Genomic DNA, 20,355 nt, shown 5'->3' with positions numbered 1-20,355 from the left:
ACACGGCCCGGACGAAGGCCGGAAGCGAAGACGGAAGGCAACAACCAACACGGAGGAAGACGACCATGCAGAGACGTTCGTTCATGATCGGTGCCACGGCGCTTGCCGCCGCCTCGGGGCTGATCCGCCCGGCCCATGCGCAGGGGCGGCCCTTCACCTTCACCTCCTGGGGCGGCGCGCTGTCGGATGCCGAGCGCAACGCCTTCATCGACCCCTTCGCCGCGATGAAGGGGATCGAGGCGATCAACACCTCGCCCACCGAGACCGCCAAGACCATCGCCATGGTCGAGGCGAAGAAGGTGGAATGGGACCTGGTCTGCGAAGGCGGCACCGTGGCCTTCCAGGGCGAGCAGATGGGCTTCCTGGAGGTGCTGGACCTGTCGAAGATTCCCAACGCCGCCGCCCTGCCCGACGCGATGAAGGCGCCCTGCGGGCTGGTCACCTCGACCGGGGCGACGATCATCGCCTGGTCGGAGAGCGCCTTCCCCGACGGCGGGCCGCAAAGCTGGGCCGAGTTCTGGGACGTCGCCCGCTTCCCCGGCCCGCGCGGGCTTTATACCGAGTTCACCTACAACTACGAGGCGGCGCTGCTGGCGGCGGGGCTGAAGGCCGAGGAGATCTATCCGGTGACGCCCGAGAAGATCGAGATGGCCTTCGGCAAGATCCGCGAGATCAAGCCGCATGTCACCGTCTGGTGGGGATCGGGCGCGCAGCCGCCGCAGCTCTTGTCCACCGGGGAACTGGCCGCCTCTTCCGCCTGGAGCGGGCGGATGCTGGCCGCCAAGGCCGAGGGCGCGCCGGTCGGCTTCACCTTCCGCGACGGCGTGGCCTGGGGCAACTGGTGGGTGATTCCCAAGGGGTCGCCCTATGTCGACCTGGCGCATGAGGCGATCAACTTCGCGCTGGATGTCGAGAACCAGAAGAAGCTGCTGCCGCTGAAGACCTACGGCCCGGTGGTCAGCGCCGCGACCGAGGGGCTGTCGCCGGAGGACTCGGAAATCCTGGTGATGGCGCCGCAGAACCTGGAGCACATGCTGCTGCTGAACGAGAAGGAAGGCTGGGGCTATACCGAGGCCACGCTTGGCAGCTGGCAGCAGCTGATGATGGAGTGAACCGGGCGGGCCGGGGCGCATCCCCGGCCCGTTTTCCTTCCGCCGGGAGATGCCGATGCCTGCCGCAGACCTGGTCCTGATCAATGCCGACATCCTGACCATGGACCCGCTGCGGCCCCGCGTCGCCGCCCTGGCGGCGGCGGGCGGCAGGGTGCTTGCGCTTGGCGACAGCCAGGAGATGCGGGCGCTGGCGGGGCCGGGGGCGCGGGTGGTCGACTGCGGCGGGCGGATGGTGCTGCCCGGCTTGCAGGACACCCACATCCACCTGCAGGACAGCGGCTTCGACTACGGCGGCTCGGCCGCGCTGGACGCGGCGCGGACGGCGGAGGATCTGGTCCGCCGCCTTGGCGATTTCGCCAAGGGCAGCAATGCGGCCTGGGTGACCGGGGTCGGCTGGTATACCGGCGTCTTCCACGACGGCAACCTGACGCGGCAGGTGCTGGACCGCGCGGTGCCGGACCGGCCCTGCTTCATCCTCGGCTCGGATGGCCACAATGCCTGCGTGAACAGCGCCGCCTGCGCCGCGCTGGGGCTGGACGGCGATACGCCGGACCCGCCCGGCGGCCATTTCGTCCGCGATGCGGCCGGTGAGCCGACGGGGATGCTGCACGAATCCGCCCTCGGCTGGGCGCGTGCGCGGATGCCGGCGCCGACCGATGCCGATTACGAGGCGGGCGTGCGCTTCGGCCAGGCGCTGGCGAACCGGCACGGCATCACCGGCGTCATCGACGCCTTGGTCGAGGACCGCCACGCCCGGGTCTACCGCCGGATGGCGGAGGCCGGCGCGCTGACCCTGCGCGTCGCCGCCACCGCCCGGGTCGATCCCTCCGAGACGGTGGTGCAGGCGGTGGAGCGGGTCTCCACCCTGCGCCGCGAGGCGGCCGAGGGGCCGGAGCGGTTCCGCATCCATTCGGCGAAGTTCTTCCTGGATGGCGTGTTCGAGAACCGCACCGCCACCATGCTGGAACCCTATTCCGACGCCATCGGCGGCAACGCCCCCCTGCTGTTCGCGCCGGAGCAGGTGCCGGCCCTCTTCACCGCCTTCGACGCCGCGCGCTTCCAGATCCATGCCCATGTCATCGGCGACGGCGCGGTGCGGGCGGCGCTGGACGGGGTGGAGGCTGCGCGGCAGGCCAACGGCGCCTGGCCGGCGCTGCACCAGCTGGCCCATGTGCAATGCGTCGATCCGGCCGACCTTCCGCGCTTCGCCGCGCTTGGCGTCATGGCGAACATCCAGCCGTTCTGGGCCCGCCGCGCCCCCTCGGTGACCGAGGTGACGCTGCCCAAGCTGGGGCCGGAGCGGGGACGGCTGGTCTATGCCTTCCGCAGCCTGCTGGACGCGGGGGCGGATTTCGCGCTGTCCAGCGACTGGGGCGTCACCACGCTGAATCCGTTTCCGATCATGGAGACCGCGATGACCCGCCAGCCGACCGGCGGCGGCGCCGAGCCCTTCCTGCCGGAACAGGCGCTGACCCGGCGCGAATGCCTGCTGGGCTATACGCTGAACGCCGCCCGTGCGGCCTGGCGCGGGCAGGAGACCGGGCAGCTTTCCCCCGGCGCCCGGGCCGACCTGATCGTGCTGGACCGCGACCTGCTGACCTGCGATCCGGTGGCTTTCGGGGAAACGAAGGTGATGCTGACCATGGTCGAGGGGGCCGAGGTTTGGCGCGATCCGGGCTTCGACGGATAGCCGCTATTTCTGCAGGAAGCGCCGGACCATTTCCTGGATATTGCCGCGGCGGGTCGCCAGTTCTTCAGGCGACAGCATGTTCCGGCCGAAAGTCACGTCGACGGTATAAGAGGTCGCCACCGTGAACCAGCACAGCGACGACAACAGCAGCCACAATTCCACCGGATCGACGCCGGGGCGGAACTTGCCCTCCACGACGCCGCGGTCGTAGACGGTATTCATGATCCGCAACAGGCTGCCGACGCCAAGGTCCTCCAGCGGAATGCGCCGGATATGTTCGCCCTTGTGCAGGTTTTCGATCCCGACGAGGATCAGGAAATCCGGATTGGAAACGTAATATTCCAGCGTGAAGGCGCATAATTGATCCAGCGCGATCACCGGATCTTCGGAAAAGCCAAGCTCGGCCTCGCGCGCGCGCATTTCGCGGTAGCTGTGGGCCAGCACCTCCTGGAACAGCAGGTCCTTGCTGGTGAAATGCCGGTAGACCAGCGCCTTGTTGACCTTGGCGATGCGGGCGATCGATTCCATCGTCGTGCCTTCCAGCCCGCGCGCGACGAATTCCAGCCGGGCGGCGGCCAGAATCTTGTCGCGCGTCCGCCTGGTGCGCAGCCCGTTCAGGTTTTCGGCGGCCGGGGCCGGGGCGGGACTGGAATTCATGGCTACCATTGCACATCGGGCATAGCGCGAAGATCCTTCTCGCTTCAACACGAAACATCCCGCTTTTCGTCTCTGCGCAGGCGGAATGGGAGAATAAACCGTTTTCAGCTGCCGGACCCGGCCGAAGGCCGCGACACCAGCCAGCCGAGCGCCAGCGTCGTCGCGATTGCGGCGCAGACGGCGGCGGCGAATGCGGGCCAGGGAGTCATTGCATGAAGTCCGGCCGCCAAGACGAAACAGAATGCGGCAAGGCTGCTGCTGCCGCGCATAGCGGAATAGAGCGTGGCGATCAGCACATCCTTTCCGTAGATTTTCAGCGCGGTGGCGCAAAGAACCACGAAGGCGATGGGAAAGACCAGCAGCACCCCGCTCCAACTGGTGCCGATGCTGGCGGCGACCGAGGTGGAGAAGGCGACCAATACCCCCGCGCTGGCACCCTTGATCGCGGTGATCCAGGCCCGGTCGGCGGTGACGGTGACGCCGGTGATCCGCACGAAGCGGCGGGCCAGCCGGCGGGTCAGGACGGTGATCAGCACGAAGCCCGCCAACCCCAGCCAAGGCCAGGGCGGCAGCAGGCCGAGCGCGAGGATCGCGGCGAACCAGGCCAGCCCCGCCAGCAGGAAGGCCGCCGCCGGGTGGATGCGGCGCAGCGTGGCGATGAAGACCAGCAGGAAGACCTGCGCCGCGCCGATGTAGATCAGCGAATAGGCCGCCGCCTCGGCGGTGAAGCCGATGTCGCCCTGCGCCAGCAGGATGAAATAGGCCGGGCCGGTGATCATCGGCATCGAGGCGATCAGCCCGCCGATCGAGGGGCCGAACCAGCGGATCGCCTGGGTGGCAAGCACCACCAGCAGCGCGATGGAAACGCCCCGCGCCACCGCCTGCGGCTGCATCAGGATGTCAGCGGCGGCCTGCATGACCCGCTCCCGGTGCCGCAGGGGCGTGATCCACGATGCGGGTCATGGCCGGGCGGGCGCCTTGTCGATCTTCTCCAGCTCTGTGACCAGCGTCGCCACCGCCGCGGGATCGGGCGGCACGAAGGGCGGCAGCACCGGCCCGTAGCCGGGATCGCCCATCCGCGCCGCGACCGCCTGCTTCAGCCAGGGCACCAGCGGCTTGCCGTCGAACAGCGCCCGGATGGCGGTGGCGCGCTGCAGGGCCGCGTCGTCCCCTCCATGCAGAGCGGCCGCGGCGTGGCGGGCGCTGACATTGACGGTGGCCGAGATGCAGCCCGCGAAGGGGCCGCCGGCGCGGGCCTGGTCCAGCACCGCCTCGGAAGAGGGGAAGACGTCCAGCCCCCCGGGCAGCGCTGCGATCCGGCGGGCATAGCCGATGTCGCCCGAGGAATCCTTCAGCCCGGCGATCCGCCCGCCGAACCGGGCCACCAGCGCCGAGACCAGGTCCTCGGTATAGGGCACGCCGGACAGGGCCGGGAAGTTGTAGAGGTAAAGCGGGATGCCGCTTGCCGCGCTGCCCTCGGCGATGGCGTCGAAGTAACGCAGGATGCCCTCGGTGCCGACGCCCTTGTAGTAGAACGGCGGCAGCACCAGCGCCCCGGCAAAGCCGCAGTCGCCGGCATGGCGCGTCAGCTCCACCGCATCGCGGGTGGCGGCGGCGCCGGTCCCCACCATCAGCCTGTCGCGCGGCAGCCCGGCGGCGGCGGCCTCCATCAGCCCGCGCCGCTGGTCCAGCGAGAACGAGGTCGCCTCGCCGGTGGTGCCGAGGACGTTCAGCCCGTCGGCGCCCTCGGCCAGCAGCTGCCGGGCATGGCGCAGGAAGCGCGGCGCGTCGGGGTCCAGCCCGGGGGTTGCCGGGGTGACGATGGCGGCGATCACGCCGCGCAGGGAGGTCCGGGTCATGCGCTTGCCTTTCCGGGCGGGGGGCGGGCCTGCCGGGGCGAGCCGGGAATGGCCGCCGGCATTTCCGTGCCGGAGAACCAGGCCAGAAGGTTGTCCCGCACCAGCTCCCACATCAGCCGCCGGGTATGATGGGTGCCCGATCCCAGGTGCGGCGTGGCCAGCGAGTTCGGCAGGTTCAGCAGCCGCGGGTCCGGGTTCGGCTCGTTCTCGAACACGTCGAGGCCGGCGGCGAGGATCGTGCCGCCCTCCAGCGCCTCGATCAGCGCCTCCTCGTCCAGCACCGAGCCGCGGGCGACGTTGATCACCACCCCCGCGGGGCCGAGCGCGGCCAGCACCCGGCGGTCGATGATGTGCCGGGTCCCGGGGCCGCCGGGCAGGATGGCGATCAGCGTGTCCACGTCGCGGGCCATCTCCAGCAGGTCGGGGTAATGGCGCAGCCCGGTCTCGGGCCGGGGGCTGCGGCTGTGGTAGACCACCGGCACGTCGAAGCCCGCCAGCCGCCGGGCGATCCGGCTGCCGATCCGGCCCATGCCGATCAGGCCGATGGTCCGGCCGCGCAGGGTTGGCGTCAGCGGGTAATGCCCCGCGGGCCAGAGCCCATGCAGCAGGTGCCGGTTGCCCTGCGGGATCTGCCGCAGCGTCGCCAGCAGCAGGCCCAAAGTCAGGTCGGCCACCTCGTCGTTCAGGACGTCCGGCGTGTAGCCCACGGCGATGCCCCGCCGCAGCGCCTCCTCCGCATCCACCAGATCGTAGCCGACGCCGAAGTTGGAGATCATCTCCAGCCGCGGCAGCCGGTCCATCAGCGCCCTGTCCACCTTGCCGGCGCGGCGGATCACGGCGGAGACATCCGGCTGCGGTTCGGTCACGGCCAGATGCCCCGCGGCCGTCAGGTCGGCCAGCAGCCAGCCGGGCACCTCGCCGAGGCAGAGGACCTTGGCCATGCCTTACTCCTTTCCGCAGAAATCGAAGTCGGCACCCTCGTCGGCCTGCAGCACATGGCTGTTGTAGAGCCAGTCGTAGCCCCGCCGTCTGCGGTCCGCCGCCGCCTCCGCCTGCGCGGCGCGGCGGGCCAGTTCCTCCGGCGGCACCAGCAGGTCCAGGCTGCGGGCGGCGACGCTGATGCGGATGCGGTCGCCGTTCCGCACCAGCGATAGCGGGCCGCCGACCGCGGCCTCGGGCGTGACATGCAGGACGATGGCGCCATAGGCGGTGCCGGACATGCGGGCGTCGGAGATGCGCAGCATGTCCTTCACCCCGGCCTGCGCCAGCTTCTTCGGGATCGGCAGATAGCCCGCCTCGGGCATCCCGGAATCGCTGCGCGGCCCGGCGTTCTGCAGCACCAGCACGTCGTCCGCCGTCACCTCCAGCGCCGGATCGTCGATCCTCGCCGCCAGATCGGCCAGCGAGGAGAAGACCACCGCCCGCCCCTCGTGCTCCATCAGCCGCGGGTCGGCGGCCGCCCGCTTCACCACCGCCCCGCCGGGGGCGAGGCTGCCGAACACCGTCACCAGCCCGCCGACCGGCGACACCGGCTCCGTCCGCGAGCGGATCACGTCGCGGCCAACCGGATCGGCCAGCGGCCGGTCCAGCAACTCGCCCATGGTCCGGCCCGAGACGGTCAGGGCCTCGCGCTCCAGCAGGGGCGCAAGTTCCTTCAGCACGGCAGGGATGCCGCCGGCGTGGAACAGGTCCTCCATGTAGTGCGGGCCGACCGGCTTCAGGTCCACCAGCACCGGGGTTTCCTCGGACAGGCGGTTGAACTCCTGCAGGTCGATGCGGATGCCCGCGCGTCGGGCGATGGCGGTCAGGTGCAAGAGCGCATTGGTCGACCCGCTCAGCGCCAGCAGCATCCGCAGCGCGTTGCGCACCGCCGCCGGGGTGACGATCTTCGAGGGCGTCAGGCCGGTGCCGATCAGCTCCACCGCCCGCTTGCCGGTGGCTTCGGCCATGCGCAGGCGGTCGGCGTGGACGGCGGGAATGGCGGCGCAGCCCGGCAGGCTCATCCCCAGCGTTTCCGCCAGGCAGGCCATGGTGGAGGCGGTGCCCATCACCGCGCAGGTGCCCGCGGTGGTGGCCAGCCGCCCCTCGACCGCGCCGATCTCCTCGGCGTCGATCTCGCCGGCGCGATACTTCGCCCAGAAGCGGCGGCAATCGGTGCAGGCGCCCAGCCTTTCGCCGCGGTGGCGCCCGGTCGACATCGGCCCGGCGACCAGCTGGATCGCCGGGATGTCGGCCGAGACCGCGCCCATCAGCTGCGCCGGCACGGTCTTGTCGCAGCCGCCCATCAGCACGACGGCATCCATCGGCTGGGCGCGGATCATCTCTTCGGTGTCCAGCGCCATCAGGTTGCGGAACTTCAGGCTGGTCGGGCTGGTGAAGACCTCGCCCAGCGAGATGGTGGGAAACTCCACCGGCAGCGCCCCGGCCAGCAGGACGCCGCGCTTCACCGCCTCCAGCAGTTCGGGGAAATGCCGGTGGCAGTTGTTGAAGCCCGAGGGCGTGTAGGCGATGCCGACGATGGGCCGGCCGAGCGCATCGTCGGAATAGCCCTGCGACTTGGCGAAGGAGCGGCGGAGGTAGGCGGCGAACTCCGGGTCGCCGTAGTTGGTGGGCCGCCCGGCGATGCCGCGGCCCTTGGGACTGCCGGTCATGCCCCCGCCCCCCGCGCCCGGATCTCCGCCCGCCGCCGTTCGGTGGCCGCGGGGTCCGGGGCGCCGCCTGCCATCACCACGCCATAGACCTCTTCGGCATGGGCTGGGGTGATGATGCCGTCCGCCAGATCCTCGACGATCTCGGCCACCGGCCGGTCGAGCGGGTCGCCGTAGCCGCCGCCCGAGGGCGAGAGGTGGCAGAACACGTCGCCGCGGCGGACGGTGACCGGGGTGGTCAGCAGCACCGGCAGGGTGCGGCTGCCTTCCGCGGTGGTCAGGCGGCTGAGCGGGCCGCGGCCGCAATGGCCGCCCGCCAGCCCGTGCGGCGGGAAGGCCGCCTTGTCGGACCTCAGCGACAGCACGCCTTCGTCGGCGAGGAATTCGTATTCCCGCACGAAGGAGGCCCCGCCGCGGTGCCGCCCCGGCCCGCCGCTGTCGGGAATGGTGCCGTAACGGCGGATGCGCAGCGGGTAGTTGGTCTCGATCATCTCGATGGGCACGTTGGCCTGGTTGGCGCCCATGTGCGGCACGCCGACCTGGCCGTCGTGATGCGCCCCGGCGCCCCAGGTGCCCATGACGGTTTCGGTGAAGACGAAGGGCTTGCCCTCGTGCCAGCCGCCGAAGGTGGGCACGGTCGATCCGCCCATGCCGTCGGCGGTGACGCGCTCGGGCAGCGGGCCGGCCAGCGCGCCGAAGACCGCGTCGATGACGCGATAGCCGGTGATCCCCCGCGCGCCGCAGGGGGCGGGGTGGACCGAGTTGACCACGGTGCCCGGCGGCGCCGTCACATCGATGGCGCGCTGGAAGCCGTGGCAGTTCGGGATATCCGACTGCATGACCGAGCGCAGCGCGGTGTAGACGCTGGCCTTGGTGAACGGGAGCGGCGTGTTGACCCCGCCCTGCACCTGTTTCGACGATCCGGCGAAGTCGATCAGGATGCGGTCGCCGCGGACCGAGACCTTGACCTGGAAGACGATCGGCTCGGGGTTTTCTCCCAGCCCGTCGATGTGGTCGGTGAAGCTGTAGTCGCCGTCCGGCAGTTCGGCGATCTCGGCCCGGGTCAGCCGCTCGGCGTATTCGTGCAGTTCCTCGGCATAGGCCAGCACCTCGTCGATGCCGTAGCGGGCCACCAGGTCGTTGAACGACCGGCGGCAGGACTGGCAGGCCGCCATCTGCGCGCGCAGGTCGCCGGTGACCAGATCGGGAACCCGCACGTTCAGGGCGATGATGTCCCAGATGGTCTGGTTCGGCACCCCTTTCGACTGCAGCTTCAGGAACGGCAGCCGCAACCCCTCCTGATAGATCTCGGTCGCGCCGAGGGCGTTGCTGCCCGGGACGATGCCGCCGACATCGGCATGGTGGGCGATGGTCGTCGCCCAGGCCACCAGCCGGCCGGAGTGGAACAGCGGCTCGATGATGTAGATGTCGGGCAGGTGCTGGCCGGCGGCGGCATAGGGGTCGTTGCCGATGAAGATGTCGCCTTCGTGGATGTCGTCCGCGAACTTCTCCATCAGGTGCAGCATCGCGTCGTAGAAGCTGCCCAGGTGCATCGGCGTGGTGACGCCCTGCGCCAGCGTCTGGCCCCTGGCGTCGCAAAGCGCGGTGGAATAATCCATCGAATCCCGCACGATGGGCGAATAGGCCGCCCGCATCAGCATCAGCGCCATCTCGTCGGCGATGGCGTCGAAGGCGTTCTTCAGGACTTCCAGTCGAACCGGGTCGATCCTTTTCATGGCCTGGTCTCCTGCGCGGGGTCGGGAAGGTCGATGACGATGTTGCCCAGGGGGTCCAGCGCGGCGCGGCAATCCGGCGGCACCACGGTGGTGCCGTCGTATTCCTCGACGATCAGCGGCCCCTGCTTCGGCCCGCCCGCCAGCGCGGCGCGGTCCACCACGCGGGTGGCGACGCGGCCGCCGAAGGCCGGGCCGAAATGGACCATGCGGTCGGGCCGGGCCTCGCCGCCCTGTGCCGGGCGGTAGTCCGACACCACCTGCCCCGCCCCGGCCAGCCGGGCAGTGACGCGCAGGGTGACCAGCTCCACCGCGTTGCGCGCCAGCCGGTAGCCGTAAAGCCGTTCGTGTTCGTCCTCGAAGCGGTCGCGGACGGCGGTCAGGTCGCCGGCCGACAGGGCAGCGCTTTCCTCGAAGGGCAGGGTCAGTTCGAAGGCCTGCCCGGCATAGCGGAAATCGGCGCGGCGCTCGATCTGCAACTCTTCGGTGCTGCGGCCGATCTCGTGGCTGGCCCGCGCGACCAGTTCGGCGAAGCGGGGGGCCAGCAGGTCGGTGGTCAGCTTCTCCAGCGGGCAAAGGAAGGCGGCCGAGGCGCTGGTCTCCACATCGGCGTAAAGCAGGCCGAGGGCGGAGAACACGCCCGACCCCGGCGGCACCACCACGCGTCGCACGCCAAGCGCGCGGGCCAGCGAGACGGAATGCACCCCGCCGTTGCCGCCGAAGGCGATCATGGTGAACTCGCGCGGGTCGCGGCCGCGGTAGGTGGTGACGGACTTCACCCCGCGGGTCATCACGTTGGTGATCAGCTCGTGCACCCCGAAGGCCGCGGCGTCGAGGTCGAGGCCCAGAGGCTCCGCCACGTCCCGCGCCAGCACCGCCCGGCTGAGCCCGGCGTCGATGGGAACCGACCCCCCGGCCAGCGCCTGCGGGTTCAGATAGCCCAGGACCACGTTGGCATCGGTGACCGTGGGCCGGTCGCCGCCCTGGCCATAGCAGGCCGGGCCGGGCACCGAGCCGGCGCTTTGCGGGCCGACCTTCAGCCCGCCCGCCCGGTCGATCCAGACGATGGAGCCGCCGCCGGCGCCGACCTCGGAAATGTCGATCACCGGCAGCTTCAGCGCATAGCCGCCGCCCTTGGCCAGCCGCGACGACAAGGAGATGCCGCCGCCGACCTCGTAATCGTCGGTGGTGACCAGCCGGCCGTTCTCGATCAGCGCCGCCTTGGCGGTGGTGCCGCCCATGTCGAAGGAGATCGCGTCGCCCTCGCCCGCCCGCCCCATCACCTTGCTGGCGCCGAGGGCGCCCGCCGCCGGGCCGCATTCGACGATCTGCGCCGGCCGTTCCATCACCGTGCGGGCATCGAGGATGCCGCCCGCCGAATGCATCATGAAGAACTGCCGCGGCAGCCCGGCGGCGTGCAGCCGTTCCGCCAGTGCGTTCAGATAGCCGCGCACCGGCGGGCCGATGTAGGAGTTGATCGCGGTGGTGGAGCTGCGTTCGTATTCGCGGATCTCCGGCAGAATGTCGACCGAAAGCGAGACGAACATGGCCGGAAACCGCTCCCGGATGATCTCGCCGATCCGCCGCTCATGCGCCGGGTTGGCGTAGGAATGCAGCAGGCAGACGGCGATGGCCTCGATCCCCTCGGCGGCCACGGCGTCCAGCGCGCGGTGGACGGTGGTCTCGTCCAGCGCGGTCAGGACGTTGCCGCGGTGGTCCATCCGCTCCTCGACCTCGAAGCGCCAGCGCCGGGGCACCAGCGCCGGCGGCTTGCGGTAGAGCGGGTCGTAGAGCCGTGGCACCCGCACGCGCCGCATCTCCAGGATGTCGCGGAAGCCGGCGGTGGTCAGCAGCGCGGTCCTGGCGCCCTTCCCCTCCAGGATGGTGTTGGTCGCCACGGTCGAGGCGTGCAGCACCTCGCCCACCTCTTCGGCCGACAGCCCCTCCACCTCCAGCAGTTCGACGATGCCCCGGACCACGCCCCGGCTGTAGTCGTCGGGGGTGGACGAGACCTTGCGCGTTGCAATGCTCTTGTCGCCGCGGATCATCGCGACATCGGTGAAGGTTCCGCCGACATCGGCAGCGATCCGCAGGGTGCTTGCGGTCATGGTCCGGCCTCCGCGCCAAGGATGAGATCAGGGAGCCACAGCACCACCTGCGGGAAGAAGGCGATGGCGAACAGCACCCCGATCAGGGGGATCATGAAGGGAATGACCGACTTGCAGACCTCCTCGAAGGAGATGCGCGCGATCTTGGTCACGATGAACAGCGCCACCCCGACAGGTGGGGAGACGATGCCGATCAGCAGGCCGTAGACCAGCACCATGCCGAAATGCACCCGGTCGATGCCGAAATGGTCGACCAGCGGCAGCATGATCGGCGTCAGCACCACCTGCGCCGGGATGTTCTCCAGCACCGTGCCGATCACCAGGAAGAACACCACCGCGATCAGCATGAACAGGTATTTGTTGTCGGTCAGGTCCAGCACCGCCGCGGCAAGGGTCTGCGGCACCCGGTCGTAGGTCAGCACCCAGCTCATCGCCGTCGAGACGCCGATGATCATCAGGACCGAGCCGAACAGGATGACGGTATCGCCGACCGCATGGCGGATGCGGGCGAAGGACAGGCTGCGGTAGGCCACGCCCAGGACCAGCGTGTAGAGGCAGGCGATGACCCCGGCCTCCATCGGCGTGGCAAGGCCGGTGATGATCGAGCCGATGATGATCAGCGGCGCCAGCAGCGCCCAGCCGGAGCGCATCACCATGCCGCCGATCTCGCGCGCAGGGGGGCGCGGGGTCTGCGGCACGTTGTAGCGCACGGCGACGAAGCGGTTGTAGACCATCAGCGACAGGATGATCAGCACGCCCGGACCGATCCCCGCCAGGAACATCCGCTCGACCGAGACCGAGGCTGAGAAGGCGTAGATCAGCAGCGGCACCGAGGGCCACATGGTCGGCCCGATCACCGAGCTTGCCACCGTCAGCGCCGAGGCGAAGGAGGCGGGATAGCCCCGCTTCTTCATCTGGGCGATGACCAGGTTGCCGATCCCGGCGACATCGGCCACGGCCGAGCCGGTGATGCCGCCGAAGAACAGCGAGCAGACCACGTTCACCTGCGCCAGACCGGCCCGCATGTGGCCGACGAAGGCATTGGCCAGCGCGAAGATCCGCTCGGTCAGCCCGATCGCGGTCATGAAATGGCCGGCGAGGATGAAGAACGGCACCGCCAGCAGCGCCGGGCTGTTGATGCCTTCCAGCATCTGCAGCGGGAAGACGTAAAGCTTGGACAGGCTGGTGGCGAAGCCCAGCTGCACCATGCCCGCCAGCGTGCCGACCGCCATGGCGACGACCACCGGCACCCGGAGCAGCATCAGCAGGATGAAGATGCCGAAGATGGTGAAGGCTACCATAGCAGGGCCTCGTCATCTCCGGGGGGCGCGATGGAGGCGTGGCCCAGAAGGATGCTGGCGATCTCGGACAGGAAATGCAGCACCAAGAGCGCCGAGGACACCAGCAGCGGCACTGACAGCGCATAGCGTTGCAGGCCGACCAGTTCCATCACGCCGACCTGACGGGCCAGGATCTGCGGGGCTTCCAGCGTGATCAGGCCGACGACGACCAGCCCGCAGAGATGGGCCAGGATCGTCGCCGCCTTCTGCCAGACCGGCGCCAGCCGCTCGACGACGAAGCTCATGCTGATGTCGACGTTGCGGCGATACATCACGTAGAACGCCAGGAAGACGGCCCAGACCATCAGCGTGGCGGTCCAGGGCCAGACCCAGAGGAGCGACGGTCCCCCCAGGTTGCGGCTGCCGACATTGAGGATGTTGATCAGCAGCATGATGCCGACCAGAACCTCGGCGCAGGTCTGGAAGATCGTGGCCGCGGCATCCAGCACACGGTCCAGCAGGCGCAGGATGTAGGGCTTGGGAGGGGGCGATCCCCTCCCCTGCACATCGTTGGTTCTGTCCATCGGGCTTTTCCTGGCTGTTTGTGCGCTTATTCGGCCGAGGCGGCGCGGGCGGCCTCCAGCAGGCCCTTCGGCAGGGCGCCGGCGGCTTCCTGCTGGTCATACCAGCCGGCCATGTGGTCGACGACGCCCTGGATGTCGAAGTCGACGAAGGTCACGCCCTGGCCTTCGAGGTTGGCCTGCATCTTGTCGGTCACCTCGGTCATGATCTGCGCGCTGTAGGCGCCGGCATCGGCATGGGCCTGCAGCAGGATCTGCTGGTATTCCTCGGACAGCCCGTCGAAGGCCTCGGCGTTCATGGCGAAGACGATGCCCTGCCAGTATTCGTTGGTGCGCGAGATATAGGGGGCGACCTCGTAGTGCCTCATGCTTTCCACCAGCGCGGCGGGGCTGGTGGTGGCGGTGGCGATGCCGCTCTTGAGGCCCTCGTAGGTCTCGGTCCAGGCCAGCATCCGCAGGTCGGCGCCGAGATAGGTCCAGACGTCGATGGCCAGCTGGTCGGGATACATCCGCAGCCGCATCTTGCCGATGTCCTCGAGCCCGGCGACGGGGGTGGAGGAGACCAGCACGCGATAGGGCCCGCGGATCACCGCGGTCGGGTCGCCCAGCGGGCGGATGCCGGCGGTGGCCTCGACCTCGGCGAACCAGCCCTTCACCAGGTCGCTGTGCATGAAGCTCTGCCACTTCTCGCGGTCGGGGAACATGAAGGGCATCGAGATCCAGCGGATGTCCGGCACCCATTTCTGCAGGAAGAAGGCGTCCTCGGCGTAAAGGTTCACCGTGCCCAGTTCCAGCTGCTCCAGGATCGCCGCCTCGGTGCCCAGCTGTTCGGAGGGGAAGACCTGGACGACGAAGCCGCCTTCCGAAAGCTCTTCCACCCGGTCGGCGAAATACTGGAACACCAGCCCCTCGGGGCTGTCGGCGGGCATCTTGGTGGCGAAGCGCCAGGTCTCGGCCGAGACCGGCGCCGCCAGGGCGCCGAGCGCCAGGGCGGCGATGGCCGCGCGGATGCTTCCCGAAAAGTCTTTCATTCTTACCTCCTGTTGAGATTGGTCCTTCTGGAAGGCCGCTTTCGGCTTCTCTCCGTTCATCCGCGGGTCAGGCCTGCGCCTTCCCCCATCCCCCGCCGCCCGGCGTTTCCACCACGACGACCTCGTCATGCTTCAGCGTGATCGACCCTTTCGAGGGCAGCTCGCGCCGCGTGCCTTCGGCATCCAGCATCCAGTTCAGACCCTTGGCCCCGCTTTCGCCGCCATGCAACCCATAGGGCGCGAACCGGCGGCGGTCGGATTGCAGCGAGACCCGGGCGTCGTGGCCGACCACGCGGATGGCGCGGACCACGCCCTCGCCCCCTGGGTTCTTGCCGGCGCCGGACGATCCGTCGCGCAGTTCGTAGCGTTCGACGCGCAGCGGGTAGGTGATCTCCAGCGCCTCGATCGGGGTGTTCAGGGTGTTCGACATGTTGGCGTGGACCGCGCTCATCCCCGGGCCGTAGGGCCGGCCGCCCTGGCCGCCGCCGATGGTCTCGATATAGGTATAGGGCTTGCCCGAGCGCGGGTCGCGGCCGCCCACCCCGATCAGGTTCATCGTGCCCTGGCTGGCCGCGGCGATGCGGTGCGGCGCGATCTGGGCGAAGGCCCGCAGCACGGTGTCGGCCACCCGCTGCGTGGTCTCGGTATTGCCCGAGCAGACCGCGGCGGGGTGCTGCGCGTCCAGGAACGATCCCTTGGGGATCTTCACCCGCACCGGCCGCAGCACGCCGGCGTTCGGCGGCATGGTGGCGTCGGTCAGGATCTTGATGGCGTAGAAGATCGACGAATAGGTCATCGGCGCGACGGCGTTGACGTTGCCCTTGCGCTGCGGCGACGATCCCTCGAAGTCGAAGACCAGCTCCTCGGGCGAGACATCGACCCGCAGCTTGATCACCACCGGCTCTTCGCTGCTGCCGTCGTCGTCCAGGCAATCCTCGGTGGTCCAGCTGCCCACGGGCAGTTCGGCCAGCCGCTTGCGCATCCGCCGCTCGGTATAGTCCAGCACCTCGGCCAGCCCGTCCTCCAGCACCTCGGCGCCGAACCGTTCCGCCAGCTCCTCCAGCCGCCGGATGCCGATCCGCAGCGAGGCCAGCTGGGCGTTGATGTCGCCGCGGCGTTCGTCCGGGGTGCGGACATTGGCCAGGATCAGCGCCAGGATGTCCTCCTGTTCCACACCCTGCCGGTAAAGCCGCAGCGGCGGGATGATGATGCCTTCCTGGAAGATCTCGGTCGAGCGGCCGGGCATCGACCCCGGCTCCATCCCGCCCACGTCGGAATGGTGGGCGCGGTTGGCGACATAGGCGATGCAGCGCCCGCCGATGTAGACCGGGGCGATCAGCAGGATGTCTGGCAGGTGGGCGCCGGCGACGAAGGGATCGTTGACGATGGCGACATCGCCCTCTTCCAGCTGCGTCATCCGGTCCAGCACCGGCCGGACCGCCCGCAGCATCGACCCCAGGTGCACCGGCACATGCTCGGCCTGCGCCACCAGTTGCCCCTGGGCGTCGAAGATCGCGCAGGAGGCGTCCATCCGTTCCTTGATGTTGGGCGAGAACGAGGTGAACTGCAGCACCACGCCCATCTCCTGCGCCGTCGCCTCCAGCGCGTTGCGCAGGACTTCCAGGCGGATCGGGTCGAAATTCCTAGCGGCGCTCATTGCGCGACCTCCACGATGAGATTGCCCGAGGCATGGGCCGTCAGCCGGTCGCCGGGGTAAAGGATGGTGGTGGAAGAGACTTCCTCGATCACCGCCGGGCCCTGGATCACGTCGCCCGCCCGCAGCGCCTCGCGCCGGTAGACCGCGGTCTTGTGGTGGCGGCCCTGTTCGGACGGGTCCAGCGGCTCGAAATAGATTTCCCGCTCGCCCACCCGCGCCTCGGGGGCGGGGGTGCCGTCGCCCGCGGGCAGTTGCGGCAGATGCGGCGTGTCGATGCGGCCGATGCCGGTGGCGCCGATGCCGACCACCTCGATCGGGGCCTTGCGGTCGGCATGGCCGAAGCGGGCCTGGTGCATCCGGTGGAAGGCCTCGGGCAGCTTGGCCCAGTAGTCGGGGTCCGCCAGGTCCACCGGGATCGCCAGCTCGTAGCTCTGGCCGATGTAGCGCATGTCGATCCGCACCTCGACCGAGCGTTTCTCCACAGGCACGCCGTCATGCGCCAGATGCTCGTCCGCCCGCGCCACCATCGCCCCGATCAGGCCGGCCGCGCCCTCGGCGCTCAGGTCGGCATAGGGCAGGATATGGGTTTCGACGAAATCGTGCCGCAGGTCCGAGATCAGCTGGCCGAGCGCGCAGAGGATGCCGGGGGTGGGGGGCACCAGCACCCGGGTCATCCGCAGCTCGCGCGCCACCGGGCTGCCGTGCATCGGCCCCGCCCCGCCGAAGGGGACAAGGGCGAAGTCGCGCGGGTCGTAGCCGCGTTCGACCGAGACGACGCGGATGCCGCGCACGATGTTGGCGTGCGCCACCCGCAGGATGCCCGCCGCCGCCTCGTCCAGGCTCAGCCCCAGCGGATCGGCGATCTTCTCCTGGATCGCGGCGCGGGCCGAGGCCACGTCCATCCGCAGCTCTCCCCCCAGCCGGGAATTGCCGTCGAAGCGGCCGAGCACCAGGTTGGCGTCGGTGACGGTCGGCTCGGTGCCGCCGCGGCCGTAGCAGACCGGGCCGGGCACCGCCTCGGCGCTCATCGGGCCGACGCGCAGGGCGCCGCCGTCGTCGATCCAGGCGATGGAGCCGCCGCCGGCGCCGATGGCGTTGATGTCGATCACCGGCAGCCGGATCGGCACCGTTTCCAGCTTGGCGCTGCGGGTGACTTCGGGGCGGCCGCCCCGGATCAGGCTGATGTCGGTGGAGGTGCCGCCGATGTCCATGGTGATGATGTCGGGCACCCCGGCCAGCGCGGCGACATGGGCGCTGGCCACCACGCCGCCGGCGGGGCCGGACAGCACGGTATGCACCGGCTTGGCCCGGGCGCTTTCCAGGCTCATCAGCCCGCCCGCGGCGTCCATCACCATCACCGGCTTGTCGCCGCCGAGGCCGAGCCCCTTCTCGGCATCCTGCAGGAAGCCCGACAGCGACCGCAGGTAGGTGTTCATCACCGGCCGCAGATAGGCGTTCAGCACCGTGGTGCTGGCGCGTTCGTATTCGCGGAACTCGGCATTGATGTCGGTCGAGGCGCAGACGGCGGCCTCGGGCAGCATCTCCTCCAGGATGTCGCGCGCCCGGCGTTCGTGCGCGGGGTTGGCGTAGGAATGCAGGAACAGGATCGCCACCGCTTCCACCCCCGCCGCGGCCATCGCCCGCCCGGCGGCGCGCACGTCCTCTTCGGACAGCGGCGCGATCTCGGCCCCGTCGGCGCCGATGCGGCCGGCGGCGGTGAAGCACAGTTCCTGCGGCACCAGTTGCTCGGGCCGCACCACCTGAAGGTCGAACAAGGTCGGGCGGTTCTGGCGGCCGATCAGCAAGAGGTCGCGGAAGCCGGTGTTGGTGAGAAAGGCGGTGCGGGCGCCCTTGCGCTGGATCACCGCATTGGTCGCGGTGGTCATGCCATGGCCGACATAGACCACGTTCTGCCCGTCGCCGCCCTGCAGCCCCACCGCCTTGCGCAGCCCCTCGACCGTGCCGCGGGCCCGGTTGTCGGGCGTGGTCGAGACCTTCGAGACGGTGATCACCCGGGAATCCTCGTCATAGGCGATGCTGTCGGTGAAGGTTCCTCCGACATCGGATGCGACGCGAATCCGCGGGTTCATGCTTGCCTCTTCCATGACAGTAACGCTTTCGTTACAGAAATAGAGGCGGAAAAACCGGAGCTGTAAAGATGATTCGTAACGGTGTCGTTACTTTTTCTTGCGCCGCCTCTCCGGCAGGCGACGAAGCGGCGGAAAGCCTGCGATTTCCGCTCGTCTCCGGCGCGGCGCGATGCCTATAGTCGGCCGCGACCGCACCTGATCCAACGTCCAACCCGGGGGAAGCCCATCGTGTCGATCGAAGCGAAATTCAGGAAACTGGGCACCGACAACGCCCCCGGGCAGGAGGTGCGGCAGCAGGCCGGCGGGGTGGAGGGCCTGTTGCGCGGCGGGGTGCTGGAGGGGCGGCCGGTCGACTTCTCGCACGGCGATGTCGATGCGCATGAGCCGACGCCGGGGGCGTTCGATCTGTTCGCGGCCGGGGTCGCCGCGGGCGGGGCGCAGGCCTATACCGAATACCGCGGCGACATCGGCATCCGCGAGCTGCTGGCGCCGCGGCTGGCCGCTTTCACCGGCGCGCCGGTCGATGCGCGGGACGGGCTGATCCTGACCCCCGGCACCCAGGGCGCACTGTTCCTGGCGGTGGCCTCCACCGTCGCGCGGGGCGACAAGGTGGCCATCGTCCAGCCCGACTATTTCGCCAACCGCAAGCTGGTGGAGTTCTTCGAGGGCGAGATGCTTCCCGTGCGGCTGGACTACCAGACCGCCGGTGACACCCGCGCCGGGCTGGACCTGGCCGGGCTGGAGGAGGCGTTCAAGGCCGGGGCGAAGGTGTTCCTGTTCTCCAACCCCAACAACCCGGCCGGCGTGGTCTATTCGGCCGAGGAGATCGCGCAGATCGCCGCTCTGGCGGGCAAATACGGGGCGACGGTGATCGTCGACCAGCTCTATTCCCGCCTGCTCTATCCCGGCGCGGCCTATACCCACCTGCGGGCGCAGGCCATCGACGCCGAGAACGTGGTGACGATCATGGGCCCGTCGAAGACCGAGTCGCTGTCGGGCTACCGGCTGGGCGTCGCCTTCGGCTCGAAATCCGTGATCGCGCGGATGGAGAAGCTGCAGGCCATCGTCAGCCTGCGCGCCCCCGGCTACAGCCAGGCGGTGCTGCGCGGCTGGTTCGATGAACCGGCGGGCTGGATGGAAGACCGCATTGCGCAGCATCAAGCGATCCGCGACGATCTGCTGTCGGTGCTGCGGGGCTGCGAGGGCGTCTTCGCCCGCACCCCGCAGGCGGGCAGCTACCTGTTCCTGCGGCTGCCGCGGCTGGCGGTGGACCCGGCCGATTTCGTCAAGGTGCTGCGGCTGCAGGCCGGGGTGGTGGTGACCCCCGGCACCGAGTTCAGCCCGCATACGGCCGACAGCGTGCGGCTGAACTTCAGCCAGGACCATGCCGCGGCGGTGGCGGCGGCGGAGCGGATCGTGGCCCTGGTCGACAGGTATCGGGCATGAGCGGCATCCCCCAGCCGGTGCCGCAGGGCGACTACGTGCCCGCCCGGCGGCACGGCGGTCTGATCTTCACCTCCGGCATGACGCCGCGGCGGAACGGGGTGCTGCAATTCGCCGGCCCGGTCCGCAAGGACGTGCCGGTGGAGCACTACCGCGAAGCCGTCCTTCTGGCCTGCGCCAACGCGCTGGCCGCCGCCCGCGGGGTGCTGGCCGAGGGCGAAGGCATCTCCGCCATCCTCAGCCTGACGGTCTACATCGCCGCCGAGCCGGGGTTCGAGGCCCATGCGAAGCTGGCCGACCACGCCTCGGCTTTCCTGCGGGCCGAGTTCGGCGCCCAGGGCATCGGCGCAAGGGCGGCGGTGGGGGTCGCCACCCTGCCCGGCAATGCCCCGGTGGAAATCCAGCTGGTCGCTGCGGTCTGAGATGCGCTCTCGCCCCCGGCGCGGTTCGCCTGCTAGGATGCCGC

Annotated in this window: 16 protein-coding genes; 4 read left to right on the top strand and 12 right to left on the bottom strand. The window is 69.7% G+C overall.

The features are described from left to right. The first annotated feature begins 65 nt into the window (after positions 1 to 65). The gene (locus G5B31_RS02990) at positions 66 to 1,112 is read left to right on the top strand and encodes an ABC transporter substrate-binding protein (protein WP_165013610.1); all 1,047 of its coding nucleotides are present in this window, start codon (positions 66 to 68) and stop codon (positions 1,110 to 1,112) included. A 55-nt stretch (positions 1,113 to 1,167) separates the two neighbouring features. Then, positions 1,168 to 2,802 carry an amidohydrolase gene (locus G5B31_RS02985; protein WP_165013608.1) on the top strand — a complete coding sequence of 545 codons (1,635 nt, stop codon included), beginning with the start codon at positions 1,168 to 1,170 and terminating at the stop codon, positions 2,800 to 2,802. A gap of 3 nt (positions 2,803 to 2,805) precedes the next feature. On the opposite strand, the gene G5B31_RS02980 is transcribed toward G5B31_RS02985, so the two are convergent. The 12 genes from G5B31_RS02980 to G5B31_RS02925 all read right to left on the bottom strand — a co-directional run bounded on the left by G5B31_RS02980 (position 2,806) and on the right by G5B31_RS02925 (position 18,446). After that, positions 2,806 to 3,459 (bottom strand): TetR/AcrR family transcriptional regulator, encoded by a 654-nt coding sequence (locus G5B31_RS02980; RefSeq protein ID WP_205911771.1) that lies wholly within the window; start codon positions 3,457 to 3,459, stop codon positions 2,806 to 2,808. Positions 3,460 to 3,563: 104 nt separating this feature from the next. Then, on the bottom strand, positions 3,564 to 4,376 hold the full coding sequence (locus tag G5B31_RS02975) for a hypothetical protein (protein WP_165013604.1): 813 nt from the start codon (positions 4,374 to 4,376) through the stop codon (positions 3,564 to 3,566). A 42-nt stretch (positions 4,377 to 4,418) separates the two neighbouring features. After that, positions 4,419 to 5,318, bottom strand: a complete 900-nt coding sequence (locus tag G5B31_RS02970; protein ID WP_165013602.1) for a dihydrodipicolinate synthase family protein — start codon at positions 5,316 to 5,318, stop codon at positions 4,419 to 4,421. Further along, entirely contained in the window at positions 5,315 to 6,259 is a 945-nt protein-coding gene (locus G5B31_RS02965; protein WP_165013600.1) for a 2-hydroxyacid dehydrogenase, read from the bottom strand. The genes G5B31_RS02970 and G5B31_RS02965 overlap by 4 nt, the downstream gene beginning before the upstream one ends. 3 nt (positions 6,260 to 6,262) lie before the next feature. Then, on the bottom strand, positions 6,263 to 7,969 hold the full coding sequence (locus G5B31_RS02960) for an IlvD/Edd family dehydratase (RefSeq protein ID WP_165013598.1): 1,707 nt from the start codon (positions 7,967 to 7,969) through the stop codon (positions 6,263 to 6,265). Further along, positions 7,966 to 9,702: a hydantoinase B/oxoprolinase family protein gene (locus G5B31_RS02955; protein ID WP_165013596.1), complete on the bottom strand. Its 1,737-nt coding sequence runs from the start codon at positions 9,700 to 9,702 to the stop codon at positions 7,966 to 7,968. Before G5B31_RS02955 ends, G5B31_RS02960 begins: the two co-directional genes overlap by 4 nt. Next, positions 9,699 to 11,807, bottom strand: coding sequence for a hydantoinase/oxoprolinase family protein (locus tag G5B31_RS02950; protein WP_165013594.1), 2,109 nt, complete (start codon positions 11,805 to 11,807; stop codon positions 9,699 to 9,701). The genes G5B31_RS02955 and G5B31_RS02950 overlap by 4 nt, the downstream gene beginning before the upstream one ends. Continuing rightward, positions 11,804 to 13,108 carry a TRAP transporter large permease gene (locus G5B31_RS02945; protein WP_165013592.1) on the bottom strand — a complete coding sequence of 435 codons (1,305 nt, stop codon included), beginning with the start codon at positions 13,106 to 13,108 and terminating at the stop codon, positions 11,804 to 11,806. The genes G5B31_RS02950 and G5B31_RS02945 overlap by 4 nt, the downstream gene beginning before the upstream one ends. Next, on the bottom strand, positions 13,102 to 13,671 hold the full coding sequence (locus G5B31_RS02940) for a TRAP transporter small permease (protein ID WP_165013590.1): 570 nt from the start codon (positions 13,669 to 13,671) through the stop codon (positions 13,102 to 13,104). Before G5B31_RS02940 ends, G5B31_RS02945 begins: the two co-directional genes overlap by 7 nt. 26 nt (positions 13,672 to 13,697) lie before the next feature. Next, the gene (locus G5B31_RS02935; protein WP_165013588.1) at positions 13,698 to 14,699 is read right to left on the bottom strand and encodes a TRAP transporter substrate-binding protein; all 1,002 of its coding nucleotides are present in this window, start codon (positions 14,697 to 14,699) and stop codon (positions 13,698 to 13,700) included. Between the two features lie 67 nt (positions 14,700 to 14,766). Beyond that, positions 14,767 to 16,356, bottom strand: coding sequence for a hydantoinase B/oxoprolinase family protein (locus G5B31_RS02930; RefSeq protein WP_165013586.1), 1,590 nt, complete (start codon positions 16,354 to 16,356; stop codon positions 14,767 to 14,769). After that, entirely contained in the window at positions 16,353 to 18,446 is a 2,094-nt protein-coding gene (locus G5B31_RS02925) for a hydantoinase/oxoprolinase family protein (protein ID WP_165013584.1), read from the bottom strand. Before G5B31_RS02925 ends, G5B31_RS02930 begins: the two co-directional genes overlap by 4 nt. 228 nt (positions 18,447 to 18,674) lie before the next feature. On the opposite strand from G5B31_RS02925, the gene G5B31_RS02920 reads away from it, so the two are divergent. Beyond that, on the top strand, positions 18,675 to 19,892 hold the full coding sequence (locus G5B31_RS02920) for a pyridoxal phosphate-dependent aminotransferase (protein ID WP_165013582.1): 1,218 nt from the start codon (positions 18,675 to 18,677) through the stop codon (positions 19,890 to 19,892). Next, positions 19,889 to 20,311, top strand: a complete 423-nt coding sequence (locus tag G5B31_RS02915) for a RidA family protein (RefSeq protein WP_165013580.1) — start codon at positions 19,889 to 19,891, stop codon at positions 20,309 to 20,311. Before G5B31_RS02920 ends, G5B31_RS02915 begins: the two co-directional genes overlap by 4 nt. Positions 20,312 to 20,355 lie beyond the last annotated feature (44 nt).

The organism is Rhodobacter sp. SGA-6-6 (assembly GCF_011043545.1).
GTDB lineage: Bacteria > Pseudomonadota > Alphaproteobacteria > Rhodobacterales > Rhodobacteraceae > Pseudogemmobacter.
This window is presented reverse-complemented; position numbering and strand designations above follow the sequence as displayed.

Bases quoted from the DNA above. Each gene is read 5' to 3' on its own strand.
- G5B31_RS02990 (WP_165013610.1), top strand. From the start codon at position 66: ATGCAGAGACGTTCGTTCATGATCGGTGCCACGGCGCTTGCCGCCGCC.
- G5B31_RS02985 (WP_165013608.1), top strand. From the start codon at position 1,168: ATGCCTGCCGCAGACCTGGTCCTGATCAATGCCGACATCCTGACCATG.
- G5B31_RS02980 (WP_205911771.1), bottom strand. From the start codon at position 3,459: ATGAATTCCAGTCCCGCCCCGGCCCCGGCCGCCGAAAACCTGAACGGG.
- G5B31_RS02975 (WP_165013604.1), bottom strand. From the start codon at position 4,376: ATGCAGGCCGCCGCTGACATCCTGATGCAGCCGCAGGCGGTGGCGCGG.
- G5B31_RS02970 (WP_165013602.1), bottom strand. From the start codon at position 5,318: ATGACCCGGACCTCCCTGCGCGGCGTGATCGCCGCCATCGTCACCCCG.
- G5B31_RS02965 (WP_165013600.1), bottom strand. From the start codon at position 6,259: ATGGCCAAGGTCCTCTGCCTCGGCGAGGTGCCCGGCTGGCTGCTGGCC.
- G5B31_RS02960 (WP_165013598.1), bottom strand. From the start codon at position 7,969: ATGACCGGCAGTCCCAAGGGCCGCGGCATCGCCGGGCGGCCCACCAAC.
- G5B31_RS02955 (WP_165013596.1), bottom strand. From the start codon at position 9,702: ATGAAAAGGATCGACCCGGTTCGACTGGAAGTCCTGAAGAACGCCTTC.
- G5B31_RS02950 (WP_165013594.1), bottom strand. From the start codon at position 11,807: ATGACCGCAAGCACCCTGCGGATCGCTGCCGATGTCGGCGGAACCTTC.
- G5B31_RS02945 (WP_165013592.1), bottom strand. From the start codon at position 13,108: ATGGTAGCCTTCACCATCTTCGGCATCTTCATCCTGCTGATGCTGCTC.
- G5B31_RS02940 (WP_165013590.1), bottom strand. From the start codon at position 13,671: ATGGACAGAACCAACGATGTGCAGGGGAGGGGATCGCCCCCTCCCAAG.
- G5B31_RS02935 (WP_165013588.1), bottom strand. From the start codon at position 14,699: ATGAAAGACTTTTCGGGAAGCATCCGCGCGGCCATCGCCGCCCTGGCG.
- G5B31_RS02930 (WP_165013586.1), bottom strand. From the start codon at position 16,356: ATGAGCGCCGCTAGGAATTTCGACCCGATCCGCCTGGAAGTCCTGCGC.
- G5B31_RS02925 (WP_165013584.1), bottom strand. From the start codon at position 18,446: ATGAACCCGCGGATTCGCGTCGCATCCGATGTCGGAGGAACCTTCACC.
- G5B31_RS02915 (WP_165013580.1), top strand. From the start codon at position 19,889: ATGAGCGGCATCCCCCAGCCGGTGCCGCAGGGCGACTACGTGCCCGCC.